This is a genomic window from Streptomyces sp. CA-210063 (assembly GCF_024612015.1).
Lineage (GTDB): Bacteria > Actinomycetota > Actinomycetes > Streptomycetales > Streptomycetaceae > Streptomyces.
Map to the genome: position 1 here is coordinate 5870255 of NZ_CP102512.1, position 18835 is coordinate 5889089.

An 18835-nucleotide genomic window follows, 5' to 3' on the forward strand; every position below is an offset into this window, starting at 1 on the left:
CGGCGTAGTGATTCCATGCCGGGCGCATATTTGATCGCGCCGCACGCCCTATATGAAGTAGCCAAAGTGCACAGGGCTTTTGCGTGTTTCGTTCCTTTTGTAGGGCCCGACTTGCCCTGAATTCGGGGGAATTGTTCGTACATTCCCGACCGGTCGTGTCCAGAATTCTCGTCCGATTGACCTGTTGCAGAGGGCAGTTGGACAGATACATTCGGCCGCGGTCGACGCGTTCCGGCGCACACCCCCAACCGTTGGGGGGTGAGGTCTGACCCGGATCCGCGAAGTGCGGGTCTGTGCAAGGGCCAGTAATAGGGGAGTTAGGCATGGCTCAGGGCACCGTCAAGTGGTTCAACGCGGAGAAGGGGTACGGCTTCATCGCGGTCGACGGTGGTGCGGATGTATTCGTCCACTACAGCGCGATCCAGATGGACGGTTACCGCACCCTGGAAGAGGGCCAGCGGGTCGAGTTCGAGATCTCGCAGGGTCAGAAGGGGCCGCAGGCGGACATGGTCCGACTCGCGGCCGGCTGAAGTAACGCGCCGGGTTTCAACGCAGCGACGTTCTTCGTTCTTTTCGGGAGGGCTCGCACCCCGTACAGGGGTGCGGGCCCTCCTGCTTGTGGTGCGGGCCCTCCCGCGTGCGAGGGGTGCCGAGAGGCGCGCGGGGGCGCGTTCACCTGCGGATCATCCGGAGGCGCTTGCACTCGACCATGCCGAGTGCTAATCATTGGCGTTAGCACTCTGAAGGTGAGAGTGACAACGAGGACCGGGTCGGTGAGGCCCGCAGGCCATGTGGGGCAAGGAACCACGAGGCAGGCAGGCCGTCCGTCGCGGGCGCCAGCGCGGTCCGGAGAAATCCACCCCCTGTCCGGGAGGACCACTTCACATGGCCAAGATCATCGCGTTCGACGAGGAGGCACGGCGCGGTCTCGAGCGCGGGATGAACCAGCTCGCCGACGCCGTCAAGGTCACCCTTGGCCCCAAGGGCCGCAACGTCGTCCTCGAGAAGAAGTGGGGCGCGCCCACGATCACCAACGATGGTGTTTCCATCGCCAAGGAGATCGAGCTCGAGGACCCGTACGAGAAGATCGGCGCCGAGCTGGTCAAGGAAGTCGCCAAGAAGACGGACGACGTCGCCGGTGACGGAACGACCACGGCGACCGTGCTCGCCCAGGCGCTCGTCCGCGAGGGCCTGCGCAACGTAGCCGCCGGCGCCAACCCGATGGCTCTCAAGCGCGGTATCGAGAAGGCCGTCGAGGCCGTCTCCGGTGCCCTGCTCGACCAGGCCAAGGAGGTCGAGACCAAGGAGCAGATCGCCTCCACGGCCTCCATCTCCGCCGCCGACACCCAGATCGGCGAGCTCATCGCCGAGGCCATGGACAAGGTCGGCAAGGAAGGCGTCATCACCGTCGAGGAGTCCCAGACCTTCGGTCTGGAGCTGGAGCTCACCGAGGGTATGCGCTTCGACAAGGGCTACATCTCGGCGTACTTCGCCACCGACATGGAGCGTATGGAGGCCTCGCTGGAGGACCCGTACATCCTCATCGCCAACTCCAAGATCTCCTCGGTCAAGGACCTGCTCCCGCTCCTGGAGAAGGTCATGCAGTCGGGCAAGCCGCTGCTGATCATCGCCGAGGACGTCGAGGGCGAGGCCCTGTCGACCCTGGTCGTCAACAAGATCCGTGGCACCTTCAAGTCCGTCGCTGTCAAGGCCCCGGGCTTCGGTGACCGCCGCAAGGCCATGCTCGGCGACATCGCCATCCTCACGGGCGGCGAGGTCATCTCCGAGGAGGTCGGTCTCAAGCTGGAGAACGCGACCCTGGACCTCCTGGGCCGCGCCCGCAAGATCGTCATCACCAAGGACGAGACGACGATCGTCGACGGCGCCGGTGACACCGACCAGGTCGCCGGCCGGGTCAACCAGATCCGCGCCGAGATCGAGAACAGCGACTCGGACTACGACCGCGAGAAGCTCCAGGAGCGCCTGGCGAAGCTCGCGGGCGGCGTGGCCGTCATCAAGGCCGGTGCCGCGACCGAGGTCGAGCTCAAGGAGCGCAAGCACCGCATCGAGGACGCCGTTCGCAACGCGAAGGCGGCCGTCGAGGAGGGCATCGTCGCCGGTGGTGGCGTGGCCCTGCTCCAGGCCTCCACGGTCTTCGAGAAGCTGGACCTGGAGGGTGACGAGGCGACCGGCGCCAACGCCGTGAAGCTCGCCCTGGAGGCCCCGCTCAAGCAGATCGCCGTCAACGGTGGTCTCGAGGGTGGCGTCATCGTCGAGAAGGTGCGCAACCTGCCCGTCGGCCACGGCCTGAACGCCGCGACCGGTGAGTACGTCGACATGATCGCCGAGGGCATCATCGACCCGGCGAAGGTCACGCGCTCTGCCCTGCAGAACGCCGCCTCCATCGCCGCGCTCTTCCTCACCACCGAGGCCGTCATCGCCGACAAGCCGGAGAAGGCCGCCGCGCCCGCCGGTGGCGGTATGCCGGGCGGTGACATGGACTTCTGATCGACCCTGGTCGATCAACCGTCCTTCAGTACCGAGGGCGGCACCCCCTGGACGCAGGGGGTGCCGCCCTCGGGCGTGTCCGGAACCGCCGAGCACTCCCGTAGGCATGACCGGGGTCACAGCGGGCGGGGCGTGGCGGCGGAATGCGGTGGCGGGCGGGGCGGTTGTGTGGAGAGGCACTATATGCGTGCGCATGTAGTGCGTATCCCGCTTATTGTCCGGTGCCGACCTCTCCGACTCCGAGGAGCCCCTACGTGACCACCTCCGCCTCCCCTTCCACCTCCCGTGCCGCCGAGATCCTGTCCCGCCCCGTCACGATCAACGGCCTGACCGTTCCGAACCGGATCGCCATGGCGCCCATGACGCGGGTGTTCTCGCCCGGCGGTGTGCCCGGCGCGGACGTGGCCTCGTACTACGGACGGCGGGCGGCCGCGGGGGTGGGCCTGATCGTGACCGAGGGGACGTACGTCGGGCACGAGACGGCCGGGGACGAGGAGGGGGTGCCGCGGTTCGCCGGTGAGGAGCAGCTCGCCGGGTGGGCGAAGGTCGCGGAGGCTGTGCACGCGGGCGGCGGCACGATCGTGCCGCAGCTGTGGCACATCGGGACCGTCCGGCAGCAGGGCAAGCTCTTCCCCGAGGCCCCGGTTCTCGGTCCGTCCGGCCTGCGGGTCGACGGCACCGAGGCGGAGGGCGGCCGGGCCATGACGCAGGCGGACATCGACGAGGTCATCGCCGCGTTCGCCAAGTCCGCCGCCGAGGCCGAGCGCATCGGCATGGACGGCGTCGAACTCCACGGCGCCCACGGCTACCTGATCGACCAGTTCCTGTGGGAGCGCACCAACCGCCGTACGGACGCCTACGGCGGTGACCTCGTCGCCCGTACGAAGTTCGCGGCGGAGATCGTGGCGGCCGTACGGGACTCCGTGTCCGCGACCTTCCCCGTCATCTTCCGCTACTCGCAGTGGAAGCAGGAGGCGTACGACGGGCGGCTCGCCGAGACGCCGGAGGAGCTGGAGGCGCTGCTGACCCCGCTCGCGGCGGCCGGTGTCGACGCCTTCCACGCCTCCACGCGTCGTTACTGGCAGTCGGAGTTCGAGGGCTCCGAGCTCAACCTCGCGGGCTGGACGAAGAAGCTCACCGGCAAGCCCACCATCACGGTCGGCTCGGTCGGTCTGGACGGCGAGTTCCTCACCGCGTTCGCCGGTGAGGGGTCCTCGACCAAGGCCATCGACGACCTGCTGGACGGCCTGGAGGCCGAGGAGTTCGACATGGTCGCCGTGGGCCGCGCGCTGCTCCAGGACCCCGAGTGGGCGGCGAAGGTGCTCGACGGCCGCTTCGGCGAGCTGAAGGCGTTCGAGCCGGCGGCGCTGGGGTCGCTGAGCTGAGTGCAGGGTGACGACGCCGGGCCCGCGAGTGTTAGGGGCCCGGCATCGGGGACGGGTCAGTCGGCGTAGTCCTTGAGCTTCTCGGTGTTCAGGGTGATGTTGACGGGGGCGGGGAGTTCGATGACGTCTCCGAAGTGATACACGGGGCTCTGTCGGTACTCCCCGTTCTCGGGTTCGCTGCGCACGACCACTGTGCGGTTGTCGCGGTCGATGAGGAGATAGACGGGGATGCCCGCTTCCGCGTAGCCCTGGGGCTTCTCGACGCGGTCGCGTCGGTCGGTGTCACGGTCGTGGGATGTCACCTCGACGACCATGAGAACACCGTCGGTGTCGCACCATTCGCCCCCTTGGGCGATGAAGTGGTCGAGGGGCGCCAGGACGCCGTCCGGGCGGGCGTGGCCTTTACGGTAGGTACCGATCCTCAGCCCCTGGTCCGGGTACAGGGCAAGCTCAGGACGCTCCTGCATGCACAGACGGATGAGCCACATGGCGATGGCGCCGTGCCGAGGGTCCGGCATGGGCTTGACCTCTAGCTTTCCATTGATCAGTTCGAGCCGGACTCCCTTGGGGGCCTTTCGGGCCAGTTCCTCGAAGTCCTCGATCTCGATGTGATCGCCTTTTACATACAGCCGCCCTTCGATGAATTCGAGCTCTACGTGCTCGGGGGCCTGGCTGGCCAGTTCCTCGAAGTCCTCGGCGGAGATGTGCGGGCGCTGAGTGGTGCTGGGGGTCATGTCCTCGCCTCCTCCCCTCCATGGTGCCCCGGGGCGGTGTCGGCGGATCGTTGGAGCGGTCATACGCGCGGCCTTTCTTCTCGGGGGAGCATCGCCGCGCGGGCTGCGGCGGCGCGGGTGTGGACTGCGGAGGCGGACAGGGGCGCGTCGCTGCGGGCCGGGGCGCGTTCGCCTCGGCAGGCGCCGCAGGTGCCGCCCGGCAGGGCCTCCGGGTGGCCCGGGGTGCGGCACTTGGCGCACTCCAGCATGCGGAGGGGTGGGCGTACGGGGGCGGGCGTGCGGACCGGTTCCGGCTCCGGCGGGAGCTTGTTGATGAGGCGGGTGCGGAGGATGGCCGCCGGGCTGTGGACCGGGGTGGGGAGGCCGGAGGTGAGGGCCCGGTGGATGTACTCGTCGGTCGCGCCGCGCTCGAACCAGGGCAGCAGGAGTGGGGCCAGCGCCGCGCAGTCCGCCTGGGAGAGGGAGAGCGCGGGGGTCGCGCGGCCCAGGGCGGCGAGGAGGATGTGGGCGCGGGAACGAGTGGGGGCCTTCTGCGGCTCCTGCTCCTGCGGTACGTCGCCCCGTGTGAATCTCGCCCACCAGGCGTCGTCCCGCGCGGTACGGGAGAACCACGATCGGGTGGTCCAGCGGGAGCTGCCCGAGTCCGTGGTCACGCACTCGCGGCCCCGCCGCAAGTGGCCGGCCTCCTGCAGCCTGTTGAGGGCCGTGCGGAGCGCGCATTGGCCGTACGGGAGTGTCTTGGCCAGCGTCTTCACGGAGATGTCGGCGCCGTCGGGGAGGCGGTCGATGAACGCGGCGATGGCTGCTTCGCGGGGTGGGAGGTCGGCGAAGTCGTGGGCCGTGCGGGGGTGTTGGCCGGGGGCGGTGCGTTTGCCGTAGCCCGGGTTGGCCATGGGGTGGGGGCTCGGAGGGTGCGGGACCGCGTGCGCGGGCAGGAAGGCAGCACTAAGATTGGCATCAGCCATGGGGATCGAATCAATCCTTCGATCTCGTAGGTCAAGCCCCCGCAGGTGTTGGTAGCACCTGGCGGGGGCTGTTTCGTCTGCGGGCACCGTATCAGCATCGTCACCGTGCGTGGCAAGCCGAACGCGTCAAGTCAACACACCGGGTGGGAGGGTGGGTTGAGGCCCACCTCCCCATCCTTGAAAAGAGGGCTCGGAGCTGGGGGCTTGAGCTTCGGGGCCTGCCTGCCGGTGCGTCAGCCCATGCTCTTGGAGCCGTCCAGGGCCTCGCGGATGATGTCGGCGTGACCGGCGTGCTGGGCGGTCTCGGCGATGATGTGCAGCAGTGCCCTCCGGGCCGACCACCGTGCGCCGGCCTCGAACCACGGGGCCTTGGGCAGGGGGTGGGAGGCGTCCAGGTCGGGCAGGGTCGCGACCAGTTCGTCGGTCCGGCGGGCGACGTCGTCGTACTCGGCCAGCACCCCGGCCAGCGTCTCGCCGGGCAGCATGCGGAACTCGTCGGCCCGCCGGGCCCAGTCCTCCTCCGTCATGGCGGTGAAGTCGTCCGACGGCGACGGGCCGTTCAGGATGAAGTCCGCCCAGCCTCGTTCCGCCGACGTGACGTGCTTGATCAGGCCGCCGAGGCACAGTTCGCTGACGGTCGTTCGCCGCCCGGCCTGCTCGTCGGTGAGGTCGCGGGTGGTGAGGCGCAGGAAGTCGCGGTGCTTGGCCAGCGTCTCCAGGAGGTCGCTGCGCTCGCCGGTGGTCACGGTGGGGGTCGGGGTGTTCGTGGTGGTGTTCATGGCCACACGGTAGGAGCGATGTAGGTCAGATCCTGACCTCTAGCCACTTGGGCGGGTCAGTCGCGCTTGAGGTTCTCGACGAACGCGGACCAGGCCTCGGCCCGGAACACGAGCTTCGGGCCGAGGGGGGTCTTTGAGTCGCGAACGGGGATGACAGCGGGGTGGCCGTCGGCGACTTCCAGGCAGTTGCCGCCGCTGCCGTCGCTGTACGTCGACTTGCGCCAGGTCACCGAGTGGAGGTGGTACTCAGGGCTGATCTTCATGGGCGTAATCCTCCGCCACCGATTCGATCAAGGCCAGAGATTCGTGGGGCGAGAGCGCGGTGGCCCCCAACAAATCGTAGGCCAGTTCGTAGCGGGTGACGGTGGCCGGGTCGTCCTCCAGCCTGCCGGTTCCGGGGCCTTCGAAGTACACGAGCGGCGGCGCGTCGTCGAAGGCCATCAGCTTGATCGCCCCGCCCATCGACGTGTGTGCACCCGCCCTGAACGGCAGCACCTGTGCAATGACTCGGCGCCGGTGAACCAGTCCGGCGACGTGGCGTAGGGCCTCGACCATGACGGCCGGGCTGCCCGTCACGCGGCGCAGGGCCGCCTCGTCAAGTACGACCCTCAGCAGCGGCTTTGTTGGATCGTCGAGGAGCTTGGCCCGCTCCAGCCGCGCCGAGACCAGCTTGTCGATCTCCTCGTCGGGAGCCGTCGGCTGATGCGCGATGCACACGGCCTGCGCGTAAGCACGTGTCTGGAGCAACCCCGGGATCAGCATGGGCGCGTACTCCCTGATCCTCGTAGCGACAGCCTCGGCTTCGGCCGCCTGCGCGAAGTGCTCCGGATACTTGGACTTGGCCACCGCCTTGCAGTTCCGGCTGAAGAAGTCCCCCGTATCCAGCGCGACATCGATAAGTCGCGCGATCTCCGGCTGCAAGCGCCGTACCGCCGACTCCAGCTGGCCCACGAACGAACCGCTCACGAACAGCTGCTGGCCCAACTCCTCCTGACTGAGCCCCGCCCTCTCCCTGGCGTGGCGCAACTCCGCCCCCAACAACGCCCGCGGCGACGACGACGGGTCGAGATCCTTCGGTCCCGGCATGGCCCAACTCCCTGTCCAGCAGTCCCCATGTTGGGGCGTCGTATCTGGCCAGGCTAGATGGCTGTCCGCCACGCTGTGTGGTGAATCGGAAACCCAGCGTGGAGGGCGTGGACGTGAAGAACAGAGCGGCGAACGGGCGGGGCACGACGGGGCGCATCCTGGCGCGGACGACCGAGGAGGCCGTCGAACAGCTCGACCAGGCCCTGCGCGGCGTCGGCGTCATCCTGCCGTCCCTGCGCGTCGACCCGGTGACCGGCGCCAGTGAACTCCCCTTCCCACTCGTCGAGTTGGGCTGCTGCAACCTCCAGGTCGCCGCCCGCCTGGCCGCCGTACTGCGGAAGGCGGCGGAGACGTGACCGGGCGGCGGCGGTCGTACGCCGTGGACGTACGCGATGGGCGGCTCGGCGAGGTGATAGGGGAGGTGGGTGGTTATGTGCAGCTACGGCCCGTGGGTGGCGGGCGGGAGTGGGACTGTCCACCGGAGGCGGCGCGGGAAGCGGCACCGGGGGAGGTGCTGCGGGCGCGGGTGCGGCAGGTGAACGGGGAGGGCCGGCTGCCGTGCTGAGCCGTGGAGTCGACGGATCGGCCCCGCCCCCTCACTACAGGTTCCCCATCGGCTCGATGTCCACCCGCACCGGCTCGCCCCAGATGCGCAGGACCTCGTAGTCGGTGAACTCGTAGACCAGGCGGTAGGCGATGGCGGGGCGGGGGCCGCGGCGTTGGGCGGTGAGGTAGAGCTCGGCCTCGCGGCGGTCGCGGCGGGGGGTGCCGCAGAGCTGCCAGACCTGGCCGTTCCACGCTTCCGGGAGCCAGCGCTGCTGGGGCTGGGGGCGGTCGTCCCGTACGCCGTACCGGGACGGGGTCGGGGTGACCGGGCCGGTGGGGTGGGCGGGGCCGTAGCTGTCGTTCAGCTGGGAGCGGCGGGCGGCGCGGCGGCGGGTCTCGCAGAGCAGGCAGCGGTCGGGGGCCTCCTCGTCGACCGGGCCGTTCGGATGCTCGGCGCAGTGGGTCGTCGGCTTGGCCGCCGTGACCGTGTCGTCCAGCAGCTCCAAGGCGCGCTTGATGTCCGCCTTCACCTCGTGCAGCCGGGCGTCGGGGGTCTCGGCGGTCAGGGCCTCCCCATGCTCCCCGAGGACGCGCAGGGCTCGGCCGAGGGCGGTGAGCTGGGCGTGATTCACGGCGTGCGGCTCCGTTTCGTATCCCGTGTCCCGTACGTAGGTCGTTTCTGGCACACACACTCGCACACGCCACTGACATCGCCGCCTCGGCCAAGCCCCGCGCCTCAGTGGCCGCACACCTCGCGGTACGGCGCGTCGGGCAGGTATGTGTGCCATTGGGCGGGTGTCAGGTCGGCGTCGTCGGTGCGGGCGCAGATCTGGGTGACGGCCCGGGCGGGGTCGATGGTGTGGCGCTGGAGTGGGACGTGGGTGCCGGCCGTGTGGATGGTGGTGCTGTCGGGGCTGAAGGCGAGGGAGGTGATGGCGTCGCCGGGGGTGGTCAGCGGGCCGCCGAGGGGCTGTTGGGTGGCGATGTCCCACAGCTGGAGCGTGCCGGCGTCACCGCCGACGGCCAGGGTGCGGCCGTCGGGACTGATGGCGAGGGCGCTGACCGCTTCGGCGGTGTCGCCGAGCGGGGTGGGGAAGACGTTGCGCAGCACGCCCGCGCGGTGTTTCAGGTCGCCGTCCCACAGGGTGACCCGCCCGGTCCGGTCGCCCGCCGCGAGCCGGGAGCCGTCGGGGGCGAAGGCGAGGGCGCCGATCTCGGCGCCCTGGACGAGGTCGTGGGCGCGCACCGTGCCGGAGGGCAGGCGCACGCTGCGGCCGGAGGTGACGAGGAGCTGTCCGCCGGGGTGGACGGTCAGCTGAGGGCCGACCGGGTCCGGGTACTGGGCGGTTCGGCGGTGCCGTGCGGTGTCCCACACTTCGTGGCTCAGCTCGCCGATGCCGGGTGTGCGCGTGGCGTACAGGGCGTGACCGCCGGGGCCCAGGGCGAGTGTGACGACCGCCCCGTCGGACGACGGCGTCGCCAGGTCCAGCGTGGTCCGCGCGTGGCCGCGGGCCATGTCCCAGAGCATGAACCGCTGCGGCGCGGTCAGGCGGCCGGGTGCGGAGACGCCGTAGGCGAAGGTGCCGCCCTCGGGGCTGAAGGCCAGCAGGGGCGTGGTGTCCCGTGCGATGACCGGCTGGTCGGGGTCGCGCGACACGGGCAAGGGTACCGGCGGCAGCGTCCGCAGGAGATGTCCGTCCGCACTGTCGCGCAGTTGGACGCGGTAGCCGGTGTCCCCGATGGGGGTCCCCCCGCTCGAGCGAAGCCGAGAGTGGGGGAGTTCGGCGGTGGCGAGGGTGCGGCCGTCCGGGCTGAGCAGCACCGCGTCCAGGGGGGTCTCGCGCCATGCGGCGGTGACGGCGCCGGCGAGGTCCAGGGTGTGGACGGTGCCGCCTTCGAGGTAGCGCAGCAGCGGCCGGTCGGGGTCCCAGGCGAGGCCGCCGTAGAGGTGTTCGTTGTACAGGGGGTGGCGGAACACCGGGGTGGGGGTGTCTGTCGCGGCCCCCGCCGTGAGGCGCCACACCCTGATCTCGCCGGCGTCGGCGGTGGCCAGGAAAGTGCCGTCCTCGCTGAAGGCGATGCTGTGCACACCCTCGTTGTCGAGGTCGGCGATCAGGCGTCCTGACCTGGCGTCCCAGATGTGGACGCCGCTGGGGGAGGCCATCGCGAACCGGTCGGCGCCGGCACCCGGGCCGTCGAACACGAGTGTCGAGTAGTCGTCGCAGCGGACGCCCGCGTCCTCCCAGGCGCCGGGCACTGTACGGCGACGGTCGGCGTCCCACACCTGCGGTGCGCGGCCGGAGGCACAGACGGCCAGCAGTCGGCCGTCGGTGCTTGGCGTGACGTTCGTGAAGCCGGACGCTCGCGTCTCGAACCGTTGTGTGCCGTCCGCGGTCGAGTGCAGCCGCACCCGGTCGTCGTACGGACTGCTCACCGCATAGCTGCGGCCGTCGGGGCCGAAGTCCACGACGCTGTCGGCCGGCAGGACCGCCCCGGTCCACCGCCCGGCGGAGGTGTCCCACAGCCGTACGTCGGCGTCCCTGGCGATCGCGAGTAGCCGCCCGTCGGGACCGGCCCCGGCGATGCCTCCGTCCGGCAGCCGTCCGGAGGCGAGCCGGCGGTGGGTGGCCACGTCCCAGGTGCGCCAGGTGTCGCCGTCGGCGTGGAGCAACGTGCGGCCGGAGCGGGTGAGGAAGCGGGTGGGGCTGCTGCCGGGCGTCGGGTCGGTGAAGGTGTCCGTTTCGGGCTGGGCGAGGGCGCCGAGCAGGGCGCGGCGGGTCTCCGGCAGCTCGGCGGCGTTCCAGGCGGCGACGCCGAGCAACTGGGCGGTGCGGGGGTCGGTGGTGCGCAGGGCGTCGGCGACCTCGGCGACGCGGCGGGCCGCCGCTTCGGTACGACGCCGCTGGTTGTCGTGGTGCTCCCCCCAGGCGGCCAGGCCGGCGACCAGGGCCACGGCCAGGACGGCCGAGAGCGTGACCAGCAGCGCCCGGGACCGCCGCGCTGAGCGGGCGGTGGCGCGGAGTTCTGCCTCGCGGGCGTCCCGCGCGGTGGTGAGGAAGTCCCGCTCGGTCGCGGTGAGCATGCCGTCGTCGTCCGCGAACAGTTCCTCCGCGCGCGCCAGCCGCGTGCCCCGGTACAGGGCGCCGGGGTCGCGGTCGTGCTCCAGCCAGGCGCGGGTGGCCTCGGCGAGGCGGCGGTGGTGGCGCAGCCGTTCGCGGTCCTCCTCGATCCAGCCGTGCAGCCGCGGCCAGCAGGTGATCAGCGCCTCGTGGGCGAGCTGGACGCCGTCCTCGTCGGCGGTCAGCAGCCGGGCCCGGGTCAGCCGGTCCGCGACCGCCCCCACCTCGGGCTCGGCCCACTCCTCGATCTCGGCCCGGGTGAGCGGGCGCCGGGTGTCGGGGGTGCCCTGGCCCGGCTCGACCATCCGCAGCAGCAGGTGCCGGGCGGTGCGGGCCTGCTCCGGTGACAGCTGCTCGAACACCTCCTCCGCGGTCGCCGCGATCGCGCCGCGCACCCCACCGGCCGCCTGGTAGGCGGTCAGGGTCAGCGTCCGGCCCCGGCGCCGCCGCCAGGTCTCCAGGAGGGCGTGCGAGAGCATCGGCAGGCCGCCGGGCTCGTCGAGCACCTCCTCGATGATCCGCGCGGTCAGCTCCCGCTCGACCAGGAGCCCGGCCGCCTGTGCCGGCTTGACGACCGCCTCGCGCAGTTCGTCCGCCGTCATCGGGCCGACCAGGAGGCCGGTGCCGCGCAGGGCGTCCGCCAGATTCCGGTGCTCGCCACAACGCGCGTAGAAATCGGCGCGTACGGCGATGAGCACGTTCAGTCGGCTGTCCGGGTCGCGGGCGGCGAGCAGCAGGTCGATGAACCGGTCCCGCTCCGCCTTGTCCCGGCACAGGGTGAAGACCTCCTCGAACTGGTCCACCACCACCCAGCTGTCCGGCTCGCCCTCGGCCGGGGCCAGCAGATGGCCGTAGGTGGTGGCGGGCCGTGGGCCGGGGGTGAGGATGCGCAGCACCGCGGGGCAGCCCTGTTCGCGGATCTGCTCCCTCAGCCCGGGGATCAGCCCGGCCCGCAGCAGCGAGGACTTGCCGCTGCCGGACGCCCCGAACACGACCCCGAACCGGTGCTCGTACACCAGATTCCGCAGCTCCTCCACCAGCCGGTCCCGGCCGAAGAACAGGTCGCGGTCGCCCGGCTCGAAGCGGGCCAGCCCCCGGTACGGCGGTGCGGCGTCCTCGGCATCGTGACGGGCTTCCCCCGCGACCTCGGCCTCGGCCTCCTTCCAGCGCGGCTCCCACTCGCCGGGGTCGCCCCCGCAGGCGCGCACGTATCCCTGGACGACGGCGAGCGACGGCAGCCGGGTCCCGGCCGCGGCCTTGGACAACGTTGCCTGGGAGAACCCCGCGGTGTCGGCCATGGTCCGGTACGAGGGGCTGCCGGCGGCCCGGCGCAGCTCCCGCAGCTCGTGGGCGAGGCGCTGCACCGGGCCGGCCGCCGGGTCCAGCGGTCTCTCGGGACGCGCCACAACTCCCCCACTTTCGTACAGGCACCGCAGAGCATGTGAAAGCTCCGCACAAGCTCGGCAAACATACGTTTCCCGCCGCCGGGGAGTCACCGTTTTCCCCCGAGATGTGGCGCTGATGACAGCCACGGAACGGTCCCGGAACCAATCCGGCGGCACCGCCCGGGATTGTTTTCCCTGATGAAAGGGGGGTGAGAACCAACGGCGGCGTTGTCAGCCTCGGTCATGTCAGCCCCAGCGAGACCTGGAGAACAACGCATGCCCCCAACCGACATCACGGCGTTCCCCGAACAGGGGGTACCTCAGCCGCCGCCCCGCACCAGGGGCCGTGCCCGCTCGGGCGCCGTCGGATCGATCGTGACCACGCTCGTCCTGTCGATCTTCGCCACCCTGCTCGGCCCGCTGGGCGTCCTGCAGAGCGCGAGCGCCGCGGACGACGAGACACCGATCTTCAGACTGGACGGCCCCACCGCCACGCGCGACAACTACCGCCGCTTCCTCGACCAATTCCGTGCCAACGTGGCCTATCACGGGCGGTCTCCGGACGGTACGAGCGTGGACGGTCGGGTCCAGGGCACGGGCCTCACCGTCGAGCACACCAACCCCGCGGATTCCGGTTACACCGAGGTCGCCGTCATCACGGAGGACGGCCACAAGGTCGTCCTCCGGTTCCGGGTGAGCGACATGTACCTCGTGGGCTGGTTCGATCGCGACGGCCGCTACAACTACCTCGGCCCCCTAGGGGAGGCGCAGGTCCCGGCGGAACCTCGGCGCGGCCCTGACGGACGGCCGCTCGAACCTCGGCAGCTGATCAGGTCGCCGAGCTACGTCAACCTGCAGACCCAGGGGAACGTGTCCCGCTACACCATGAAGTACGGGCGGGTGGAGACCGAGAACCACGCCATGAGCCTGTGGAACGCCGACGGTACCGACGCCAGTCGACAGCGCGGGGCCGCGGCGGCGCTGTACTTCGCCCAGTTCGTCTCCGAGGCCACCCGTCTCCGTGACACCGGCGAATGGCTCGAAGAGCGAGCGTTCGGCGAGGAGGACTGGGAGTCGTACAACATGCACACGACCATCGACCGCCGCCTCGTCGACCTGCAGAACGAGTGGGGCACGATCAGCGATCACTTCGCCCGCGCCCAGGCCAACCCGGACGGCTTCGACCCCTCCGAGAACCTCCTGACCGTATGGACCGTGAATTCCCGCGGGGACATGGTCGAGCAGACGCTTCGCTGGGCCTACCAGTTCGCGAGCGTGTTGTACGTCGCCAACGCCTTCCCCGGGTACAGCAAGCCCAGGAGGCAGCTCACTCAGGACCGCACGTTCATCGTGGCGCCCGACGGCTCCGGCGACTACCGGACCATCCAGGCCGCGATCAACGCCGTGCCCGCGGACGGCGTCGCGCACACCATCGTCATCGACAAGGGCATCTACCGCGAGGCCATCACCGTCCCGAGCAACAAGACCCATCTGACCATCACGTCCGCCAGCGGGTACAAGGACGTTTACATCTACAACAACAGGGCCCACGGGCTGCTCAGGCCCGACGGTACGAAGTGGGGCACGGAGGGCAGTGCCACGGCCACCTTCAAGGCAGACGACCTGACCGTCTCGTTCGTCACGATCGCCAACAGGTTCGACCCCAAGGCCCACCCGGAGGTCAGCCCGTACGAGACCCAGGCCGTCGCGGTGGCCGCCAAGGGTGACCGGCAGGTGTTCAGCAACGTCGACATCATCGGCCGTCAGGACACCCTGCTGGTCAAGGGGAACGCACCCACGGACCAGGCCCGGCAGTACTTCTACGACTGCTACATCGAGGGCACGGTGGACTTCATCTTCGGTAACGCGACCGCGGTGATCGACCGGTCCCTCATCAAGGTGTACGACTGGCCCGGCGGCACGGTCGTGGCGCCGAACACCGACCGCCGCAAGAAGTACGGAATCCTCATCACCGGCAGCCAGGTGTTTTCCAGCGGCGTCCCGAACGATTCGTACTTCCTCGGCCGGCCGTGGCACAACTCGCCGGACGCCTGGCCCCAGGCGGTGGTCCGTGACACCGAGCTGGACTACATGATCAAGGAAACGCAGCCGTGGACCGACATGATGCCCGACTATCACTGGCAGCAGGCCCGGTTCCGGGAGTACCACAACTTCGGTAAGGGAGCCGGCGTCGGCCCGAACGCACCGAAGCTGACCGACGCCGAGGCCGCGGACTACACCGCCCAGAAGTACCTGGCCGGCACCGACGGCTGGAACCCGGTCCGCTGACCGCGGCAACCACGGCGGGGCCAGGACATGCACGCATGTCCTGGCCCCGCCTCACGGTGCCGTCGCCGCCGCCAGCGCCGCGCGCAGGTGGCCCTCGTTCTCCGTGAGGAGGCGGGTGGCCGTCGGGGCGTCCACTCCGCTGAGGATGGTCAGGATGGCGTTCTTCACCTCGCCGTTCGACGCGGTGAGGGCCGTTTCGATCTCGTCGTCCGTCGCGCCGGTGGCGAGGGCGACGATGCGGTGGGAACGGGCGCGGAGTTTGTCGTTGGTGGCGCGGACGTCGACCATGAGGTTTCCGTAGGTCTTGCCGAGGCGGATCATGGTGATCGTCGAGAGCATGTTGAGGACGAGTTTCTGCGCCGTGCCCGCCTTGAGGCGGGTCGAGCCCGTCACCAGCTCGGGGCCGACGACGATCTCGATGCCGTGGTCGGCGGCCGCCGCGAGCGCGCTGGCCGCGTTGCAGGACAGGCCCACCGTCAGGGCGCCGGCCGCGCGCGCGTGCTCCACCGCGCCGACCGCGTACGGCGTGCGGCCGGAGGCGGAGACGCCGACCACCGTGTCGTCGGGCGTGAGGGCGAGCGCGTCGAGGTCGGCACGGGCCAGTTCCGCCGAGTCCTCCGCGCCCTCGATCGACGTGACCATGGCCTCCCGGCCGCCCGCGATCAGGCCCACCACCTTGGAGGGGGCCGTGTTGAAGGTCGGCGGGCACTCGGACGCGTCCAGGACGCCGAGCCGGCCGGCCGTGCCCGCGCCCGCGTAGATCAGCCGGCCGCCCCGGGCCATCCGCTCGGCGATCGCGTCGATCGCGGCGGCGATGAGGGGCAACCGCGCGGAGACGGCCGCCGGCACGGCCGCGTCCTCGGCGTTCATCAGCTTCGCGATGTCGAGGGTGGGGAGCTGATCGATGTCCGCCAGCTCCGGGCGGAACGCCTCGGTGGTCAGCGACTCCAACTCGGCTCGTACGGCGAGGTGGTTGGGGAGGGCGGAGGTGTGGGGGGAGGTGGGCATGACGGGCTCATTCCGTACGGTGCGGTGTGACTGTGCCTTGGGGGCAGCGCGCCCCTTCAGGGGCGCGGGGAACTGCGCGATCAACCACGACGAACCAGCAGACGACTACGGCGTTTCGTCCCCGGACCTTCTGCCGCTCTACCGCGAAGGCCCCCCGACCCGATGCCGATGCGCCAACGCCTCATACGAAGCCGACAACGCCGGCGCCGCCTGCTCATACGTCCGCTGCGCCACCCCGACGAACAGACAGTCCACCACCAGCAGCTGACTCGTCCGGGACGACATCGCCGCCGGCCGCAGCTCGCTCTCCCGGGCCGTGGACGTCGTCAGGACGTGGTCGGCGTACTGGGACACCGGCCCGTCCGGCCGCCCGGTGATCGCGATCGTCGTGGCCCCGTGGTCGAAGGCGACCCGCAGCGGCTCGATGACGTCGCCCGTCGAACCGGAGTGGGTGATCGCTATGGCGACGTCCTTCGCGCGGAGCTGCACCGCGTTGGTGACGGCGAGATGCGGGTCGCTGTGCGCGTGGGCTATCAGCCCTATGCGGAGCAGCTTCTGTGTGAGGTCCTGGGCGACGAGGCCGGACGCCCCGACGCCGTAGATGTCGATGCGGCGGGCCCCGGCGAGCGCGCCGACCGCCGCGCCGAGCTGGACCATGTCGAGTCCGGCCGCCGTGTCCGCGAGGGTCTGCTGTTCGTCGTACGCGAGCTTGGCGACGACGTCGGGCAGCGGGTCGTCGACGGCGATGTCGGCCGTGACCGAGGGTGCGCGGCCCGACTGCTGGTGGGCGGCGAGGCCGGCGAGGGCGAGGCGCAGGTCGCGGTAGCCCGGGTAGCCGAGGAGGCGGGCGGTGCGGACGACCGTCGCCTCGCTGGTGCCGGTGAGCTCGGCGAGGCCGGTGACCGTGAGCGCCGCACAGCCCGCCGGGTCGTGCGCGACGGCCTCCGCGACCCGCTGCATGGAGCGGGTCATGGAAGGCGCCAGGGTACGCACCTTCGCCGCGAGGGCGGCGGGGGCGGGCGGCGCGGCCGCGCTCTTCCCGCCGACCGCGCTCTTCCCGCCGGTCGCGCTCTGCTCGTCGGCCGAGCGGCCTGTGCCCGTGGCTCCCGGCGGTGAGAAAATTTCCTTCACGTCATCGCTCACCTATGAAAGATATTTTCTGTTCGGGCGGGTGGTCAAGGCTGCGCACAATGGATGCATGAGCCCCAGCAGTGATCCCGCGGACCCCGTGGGCCCAGTGGACCCCGTGAGCCCCCTCGAGCAGGCGCTGCACGCGGCCCGCGCCCTCGTGCTCGCCGATCTGGCGGCCGGCGAGGTCGCCGAGGCGGACGTCGTCTCGATGGTCGAGGAGTCCGTCGTACAGCGCCGCTGGTGGGTCGAGCAGTGGCCGGACGGCGCGGCGTACGTCGCCGGGCTCGTCGCGCAGGACGTCCAGGACGCCCTGCTCGACCGGTACGGCCGCTGGCCCCTCTGCCCGGTCTGCGGCGGCGGCGAGCCGCACGCGCTCGACGTCGAGCCGGAGCTGGGGCCCGATCCGCAGTGGGTGTGCCACAAGGCGGGCGTGCGGGTCGCGGCGCTGGGGTCGCTGGGCGCGGCCTTCGGAGAGGCCCCGTCCCCGTGACCGTCTACATAGACCCGCCCACCTGGCCGGGGCACGGCCGCATGTGGTCGCACCTGGTGAGCGATGTGTCCTTCGACGAACTGCACGCCTTCGCCGTGCGGACGGGCATCCCCGAGCGCGCCTTCGAACGCGACCACTACGACATCCCGTCCCACCGTTACGCGGAGGTCGTGCGGGCGGGTGCCGTGGAGGTGGGCTCGAAGGAACTGCTGCGCCGGCTGACGGGGGCGGGGCTGCGCAGGCCGAAGCGGCGGGGGCCCTCGGCCTGAGGGAGCCCTATAGCCCTACAGCCGTACCTCAGGCGTGCAGACGGAGTTCGTACGCGCACTGCTCCCCGTGCCCCCCGTCGCCCCAGTCCTCGCTCACCTTCTCGAAGCCGGCCCGCGAAACGACGCCCTGCGAAGGGGAGTTGGCCTTGTCGACGACCGCGAACAGCGACCGTACGTCCCCCCGCTCCCGGGCCCGCTCCCGCGCCCAGCCGGCCAGCGCGCCCAGCGCCTCGGTCATGTAACCGCGCCCGCGCGCCCCCTCGACCAGGTCGTAGCCGACCTCGACGCGGCCCTCTTCGTCCGGGGCGCCGTGATAGCCCAGCGCGCCGACGGCCAGCCCGTCCTCCTTGCGTACGAGCACGAACATGCCCCACTCCGGCCGGTGCACCCCCGCCTCGTACGCCTGGAACACCAGCCCCGCGCCGATCCGGGTCCCCTCGACCGGCCCGCCCACGATCCAGTCGAAGCCGCCGGTGCCGCCCTCGGCGAGGTCGGCGGCGGCGGCCGGATGGACGCCTTGCAGGACGATGCGCGCGGCGTCGATGTGCAGCGGGTTGCTCCACCGCCACTCGGTGACGGGGACCCGCCCCGGCAGATCGCCCCGGCCGGTGGCCCACAGCAGCGTCGCCCAGGGGTCGTCACCGGGCCTGACGTGCGGGAAGAGGCGGGCGAGAACGGACTCGCAGAGCCCGACGGGCGGTACGTGCGAGGACGACGGGAGCCCCAGGCCCTCCGTGATGTCGTACGTGTGCAGCAGCACCTCGACGACGCCCATCGCCGCGAAGCCCTCGCGGTCGGCCCAGCGGAACGGATACGGGTGGAAGGCGCGCACCTCGCGGGGGGTCGTACGGACGACGGCGCTGAGCAGTGCCCCCGTCGTCTCGATCACCCGCAGTACGTCGGCGTTGTCCTCGCACTCGGCCATGTCGATCTCGAACGGCACGTACGCCGTCGTCGCCCGCCCCGCCAGCTGTCCCGCGTACGCGATCAGATCCGACGCGATGTGCTCGGCGGTCTTCCGGCAACTCCACTCCAGCCGCCCCGCCTTGACGCCCTCCCAGTCCTGATCGACCACCGTCCGCAGCACCGTGAGGCTGTGTTCGACGGCTTGCTGTACCTGTTCCCCGCCCATTGGTCGCAT

At 70.8% G+C, this 18835-nt stretch carries 18 protein-coding genes; 8 read left to right on the forward strand and 10 right to left on the reverse strand.

Annotated features, from left to right (window positions below; genetic code table 11):
- Positions 1–323 precede the first annotated feature (323 nt).
- From JIX56_RS25670 to JIX56_RS25680, 3 genes are all read left to right on the forward strand, one after another.
- Positions 324–530 (forward strand): cold-shock protein, encoded by a 207-nt coding sequence (locus JIX56_RS25670; RefSeq protein ID WP_005486335.1) that lies wholly within the window; start codon positions 324–326, stop codon positions 528–530.
- Positions 531–885: 355 nt separating this feature from the next.
- Entirely contained in the window at positions 886–2508 is a 1623-nt protein-coding gene (gene groL, locus JIX56_RS25675) for a chaperonin GroEL (RefSeq protein ID WP_257543957.1), read from the forward strand.
- A 254-nt stretch (positions 2509–2762) separates the two neighbouring features.
- Positions 2763–3893 carry an NADH:flavin oxidoreductase gene (locus JIX56_RS25680; RefSeq protein ID WP_257543959.1) on the forward strand — a complete coding sequence of 377 codons (1131 nt, stop codon included), beginning with the start codon at positions 2763–2765 and terminating at the stop codon, positions 3891–3893.
- Between the two features lie 56 nt (positions 3894–3949).
- Here the strand turns inward: JIX56_RS25680 and JIX56_RS25685 are convergent, their stop codons facing one another.
- The 5 genes from JIX56_RS25685 to JIX56_RS25705 form a co-directional block, all read right to left on the reverse strand.
- Positions 3950–4627 (reverse strand): Uma2 family endonuclease, encoded by a 678-nt coding sequence (locus JIX56_RS25685; protein WP_257543961.1) that lies wholly within the window; start codon positions 4625–4627, stop codon positions 3950–3952.
- Between the two features lie 59 nt (positions 4628–4686).
- On the reverse strand, positions 4687–5592 hold the full coding sequence (locus JIX56_RS25690; protein ID WP_443031879.1) for a hypothetical protein: 906 nt from the start codon (positions 5590–5592) through the stop codon (positions 4687–4689).
- 233 nt (positions 5593–5825) lie between these two features.
- Complete coding sequence (locus JIX56_RS25695; protein WP_257543963.1) at positions 5826–6371, reverse strand: DinB family protein; 546 nt, start codon at positions 6369–6371, stop codon at positions 5826–5828.
- 56 nt (positions 6372–6427) lie between these two features.
- Positions 6428–6634: a DUF397 domain-containing protein gene (locus tag JIX56_RS25700; protein WP_257543965.1), complete on the reverse strand. Its 207-nt coding sequence runs from the start codon at positions 6632–6634 to the stop codon at positions 6428–6430.
- Positions 6618–7457: a helix-turn-helix domain-containing protein gene (locus JIX56_RS25705; protein WP_257543967.1), complete on the reverse strand. Its 840-nt coding sequence runs from the start codon at positions 7455–7457 to the stop codon at positions 6618–6620. The genes JIX56_RS25700 and JIX56_RS25705 overlap by 17 nt, the downstream gene beginning before the upstream one ends.
- A 113-nt stretch (positions 7458–7570) precedes the next feature.
- Here JIX56_RS25705 and JIX56_RS25710 point away from each other — a divergent pair, with 113 nt between their 5' ends.
- Both JIX56_RS25710 and JIX56_RS25715 read left to right on the forward strand, forming a co-directional pair.
- Positions 7571–7813, forward strand: coding sequence for a hypothetical protein (locus tag JIX56_RS25710; RefSeq protein WP_257543968.1), 243 nt, complete (start codon positions 7571–7573; stop codon positions 7811–7813).
- The gene (locus JIX56_RS25715) at positions 7810–8022 is read left to right on the forward strand and encodes a hypothetical protein (protein ID WP_257543970.1); all 213 of its coding nucleotides are present in this window, start codon (positions 7810–7812) and stop codon (positions 8020–8022) included. Before JIX56_RS25710 ends, JIX56_RS25715 begins: the two co-directional genes overlap by 4 nt.
- Before the next feature lie 34 nt (positions 8023–8056).
- On the opposite strand, the gene JIX56_RS25720 is transcribed toward JIX56_RS25715, so the two are convergent.
- On the reverse strand, positions 8057–8635 hold the full coding sequence (locus JIX56_RS25720) for a hypothetical protein (RefSeq protein ID WP_257543972.1): 579 nt from the start codon (positions 8633–8635) through the stop codon (positions 8057–8059).
- Positions 8636–8739: 104 nt separating this feature from the next.
- A complete protein-coding gene (locus JIX56_RS25725) occupies positions 8740–12528 on the reverse strand; it encodes an nSTAND1 domain-containing NTPase (protein ID WP_257543974.1) in 3789 nt (1262 codons plus the stop codon).
- A gap of 255 nt (positions 12529–12783) precedes the next feature.
- Between JIX56_RS25725 and JIX56_RS25730 the strand changes: the two genes are divergently transcribed.
- Positions 12784–14796, forward strand: a complete 2013-nt coding sequence (locus JIX56_RS25730) for a pectinesterase family protein (RefSeq protein ID WP_257543976.1) — start codon at positions 12784–12786, stop codon at positions 14794–14796.
- A 51-nt stretch (positions 14797–14847) separates the two neighbouring features.
- On the opposite strand, the gene murQ is transcribed toward JIX56_RS25730, so the two are convergent.
- Complete coding sequence (murQ, locus tag JIX56_RS25735) at positions 14848–15804, reverse strand: N-acetylmuramic acid 6-phosphate etherase (RefSeq protein ID WP_257543978.1); 957 nt, start codon at positions 15802–15804, stop codon at positions 14848–14850.
- A 138-nt stretch (positions 15805–15942) separates the two neighbouring features.
- Entirely contained in the window at positions 15943–16947 is a 1005-nt protein-coding gene (locus JIX56_RS25740; RefSeq protein ID WP_443031880.1) for a MurR/RpiR family transcriptional regulator, read from the reverse strand.
- Positions 16948–17002: 55 nt separating this feature from the next.
- Between JIX56_RS25740 and JIX56_RS25745 the strand changes: the two genes are divergently transcribed.
- Positions 17003–17425: a hypothetical protein gene (locus tag JIX56_RS25745; RefSeq protein ID WP_443031881.1), complete on the forward strand. Its 423-nt coding sequence runs from the start codon at positions 17003–17005 to the stop codon at positions 17423–17425.
- Positions 17422–17694 (forward strand): DUF4031 domain-containing protein, encoded by a 273-nt coding sequence (locus JIX56_RS25750; RefSeq protein WP_257543980.1) that lies wholly within the window; start codon positions 17422–17424, stop codon positions 17692–17694. Before JIX56_RS25745 ends, JIX56_RS25750 begins: the two co-directional genes overlap by 4 nt.
- Positions 17695–17722: 28 nt before the next feature.
- Here the strand turns inward: JIX56_RS25750 and JIX56_RS25755 are convergent, their stop codons facing one another.
- The gene (locus JIX56_RS25755) at positions 17723–18826 is read right to left on the reverse strand and encodes a GNAT family N-acetyltransferase (protein WP_257551113.1); all 1104 of its coding nucleotides are present in this window, start codon (positions 18824–18826) and stop codon (positions 17723–17725) included.
- Positions 18827–18835: the final 9 nt, after the last annotated feature.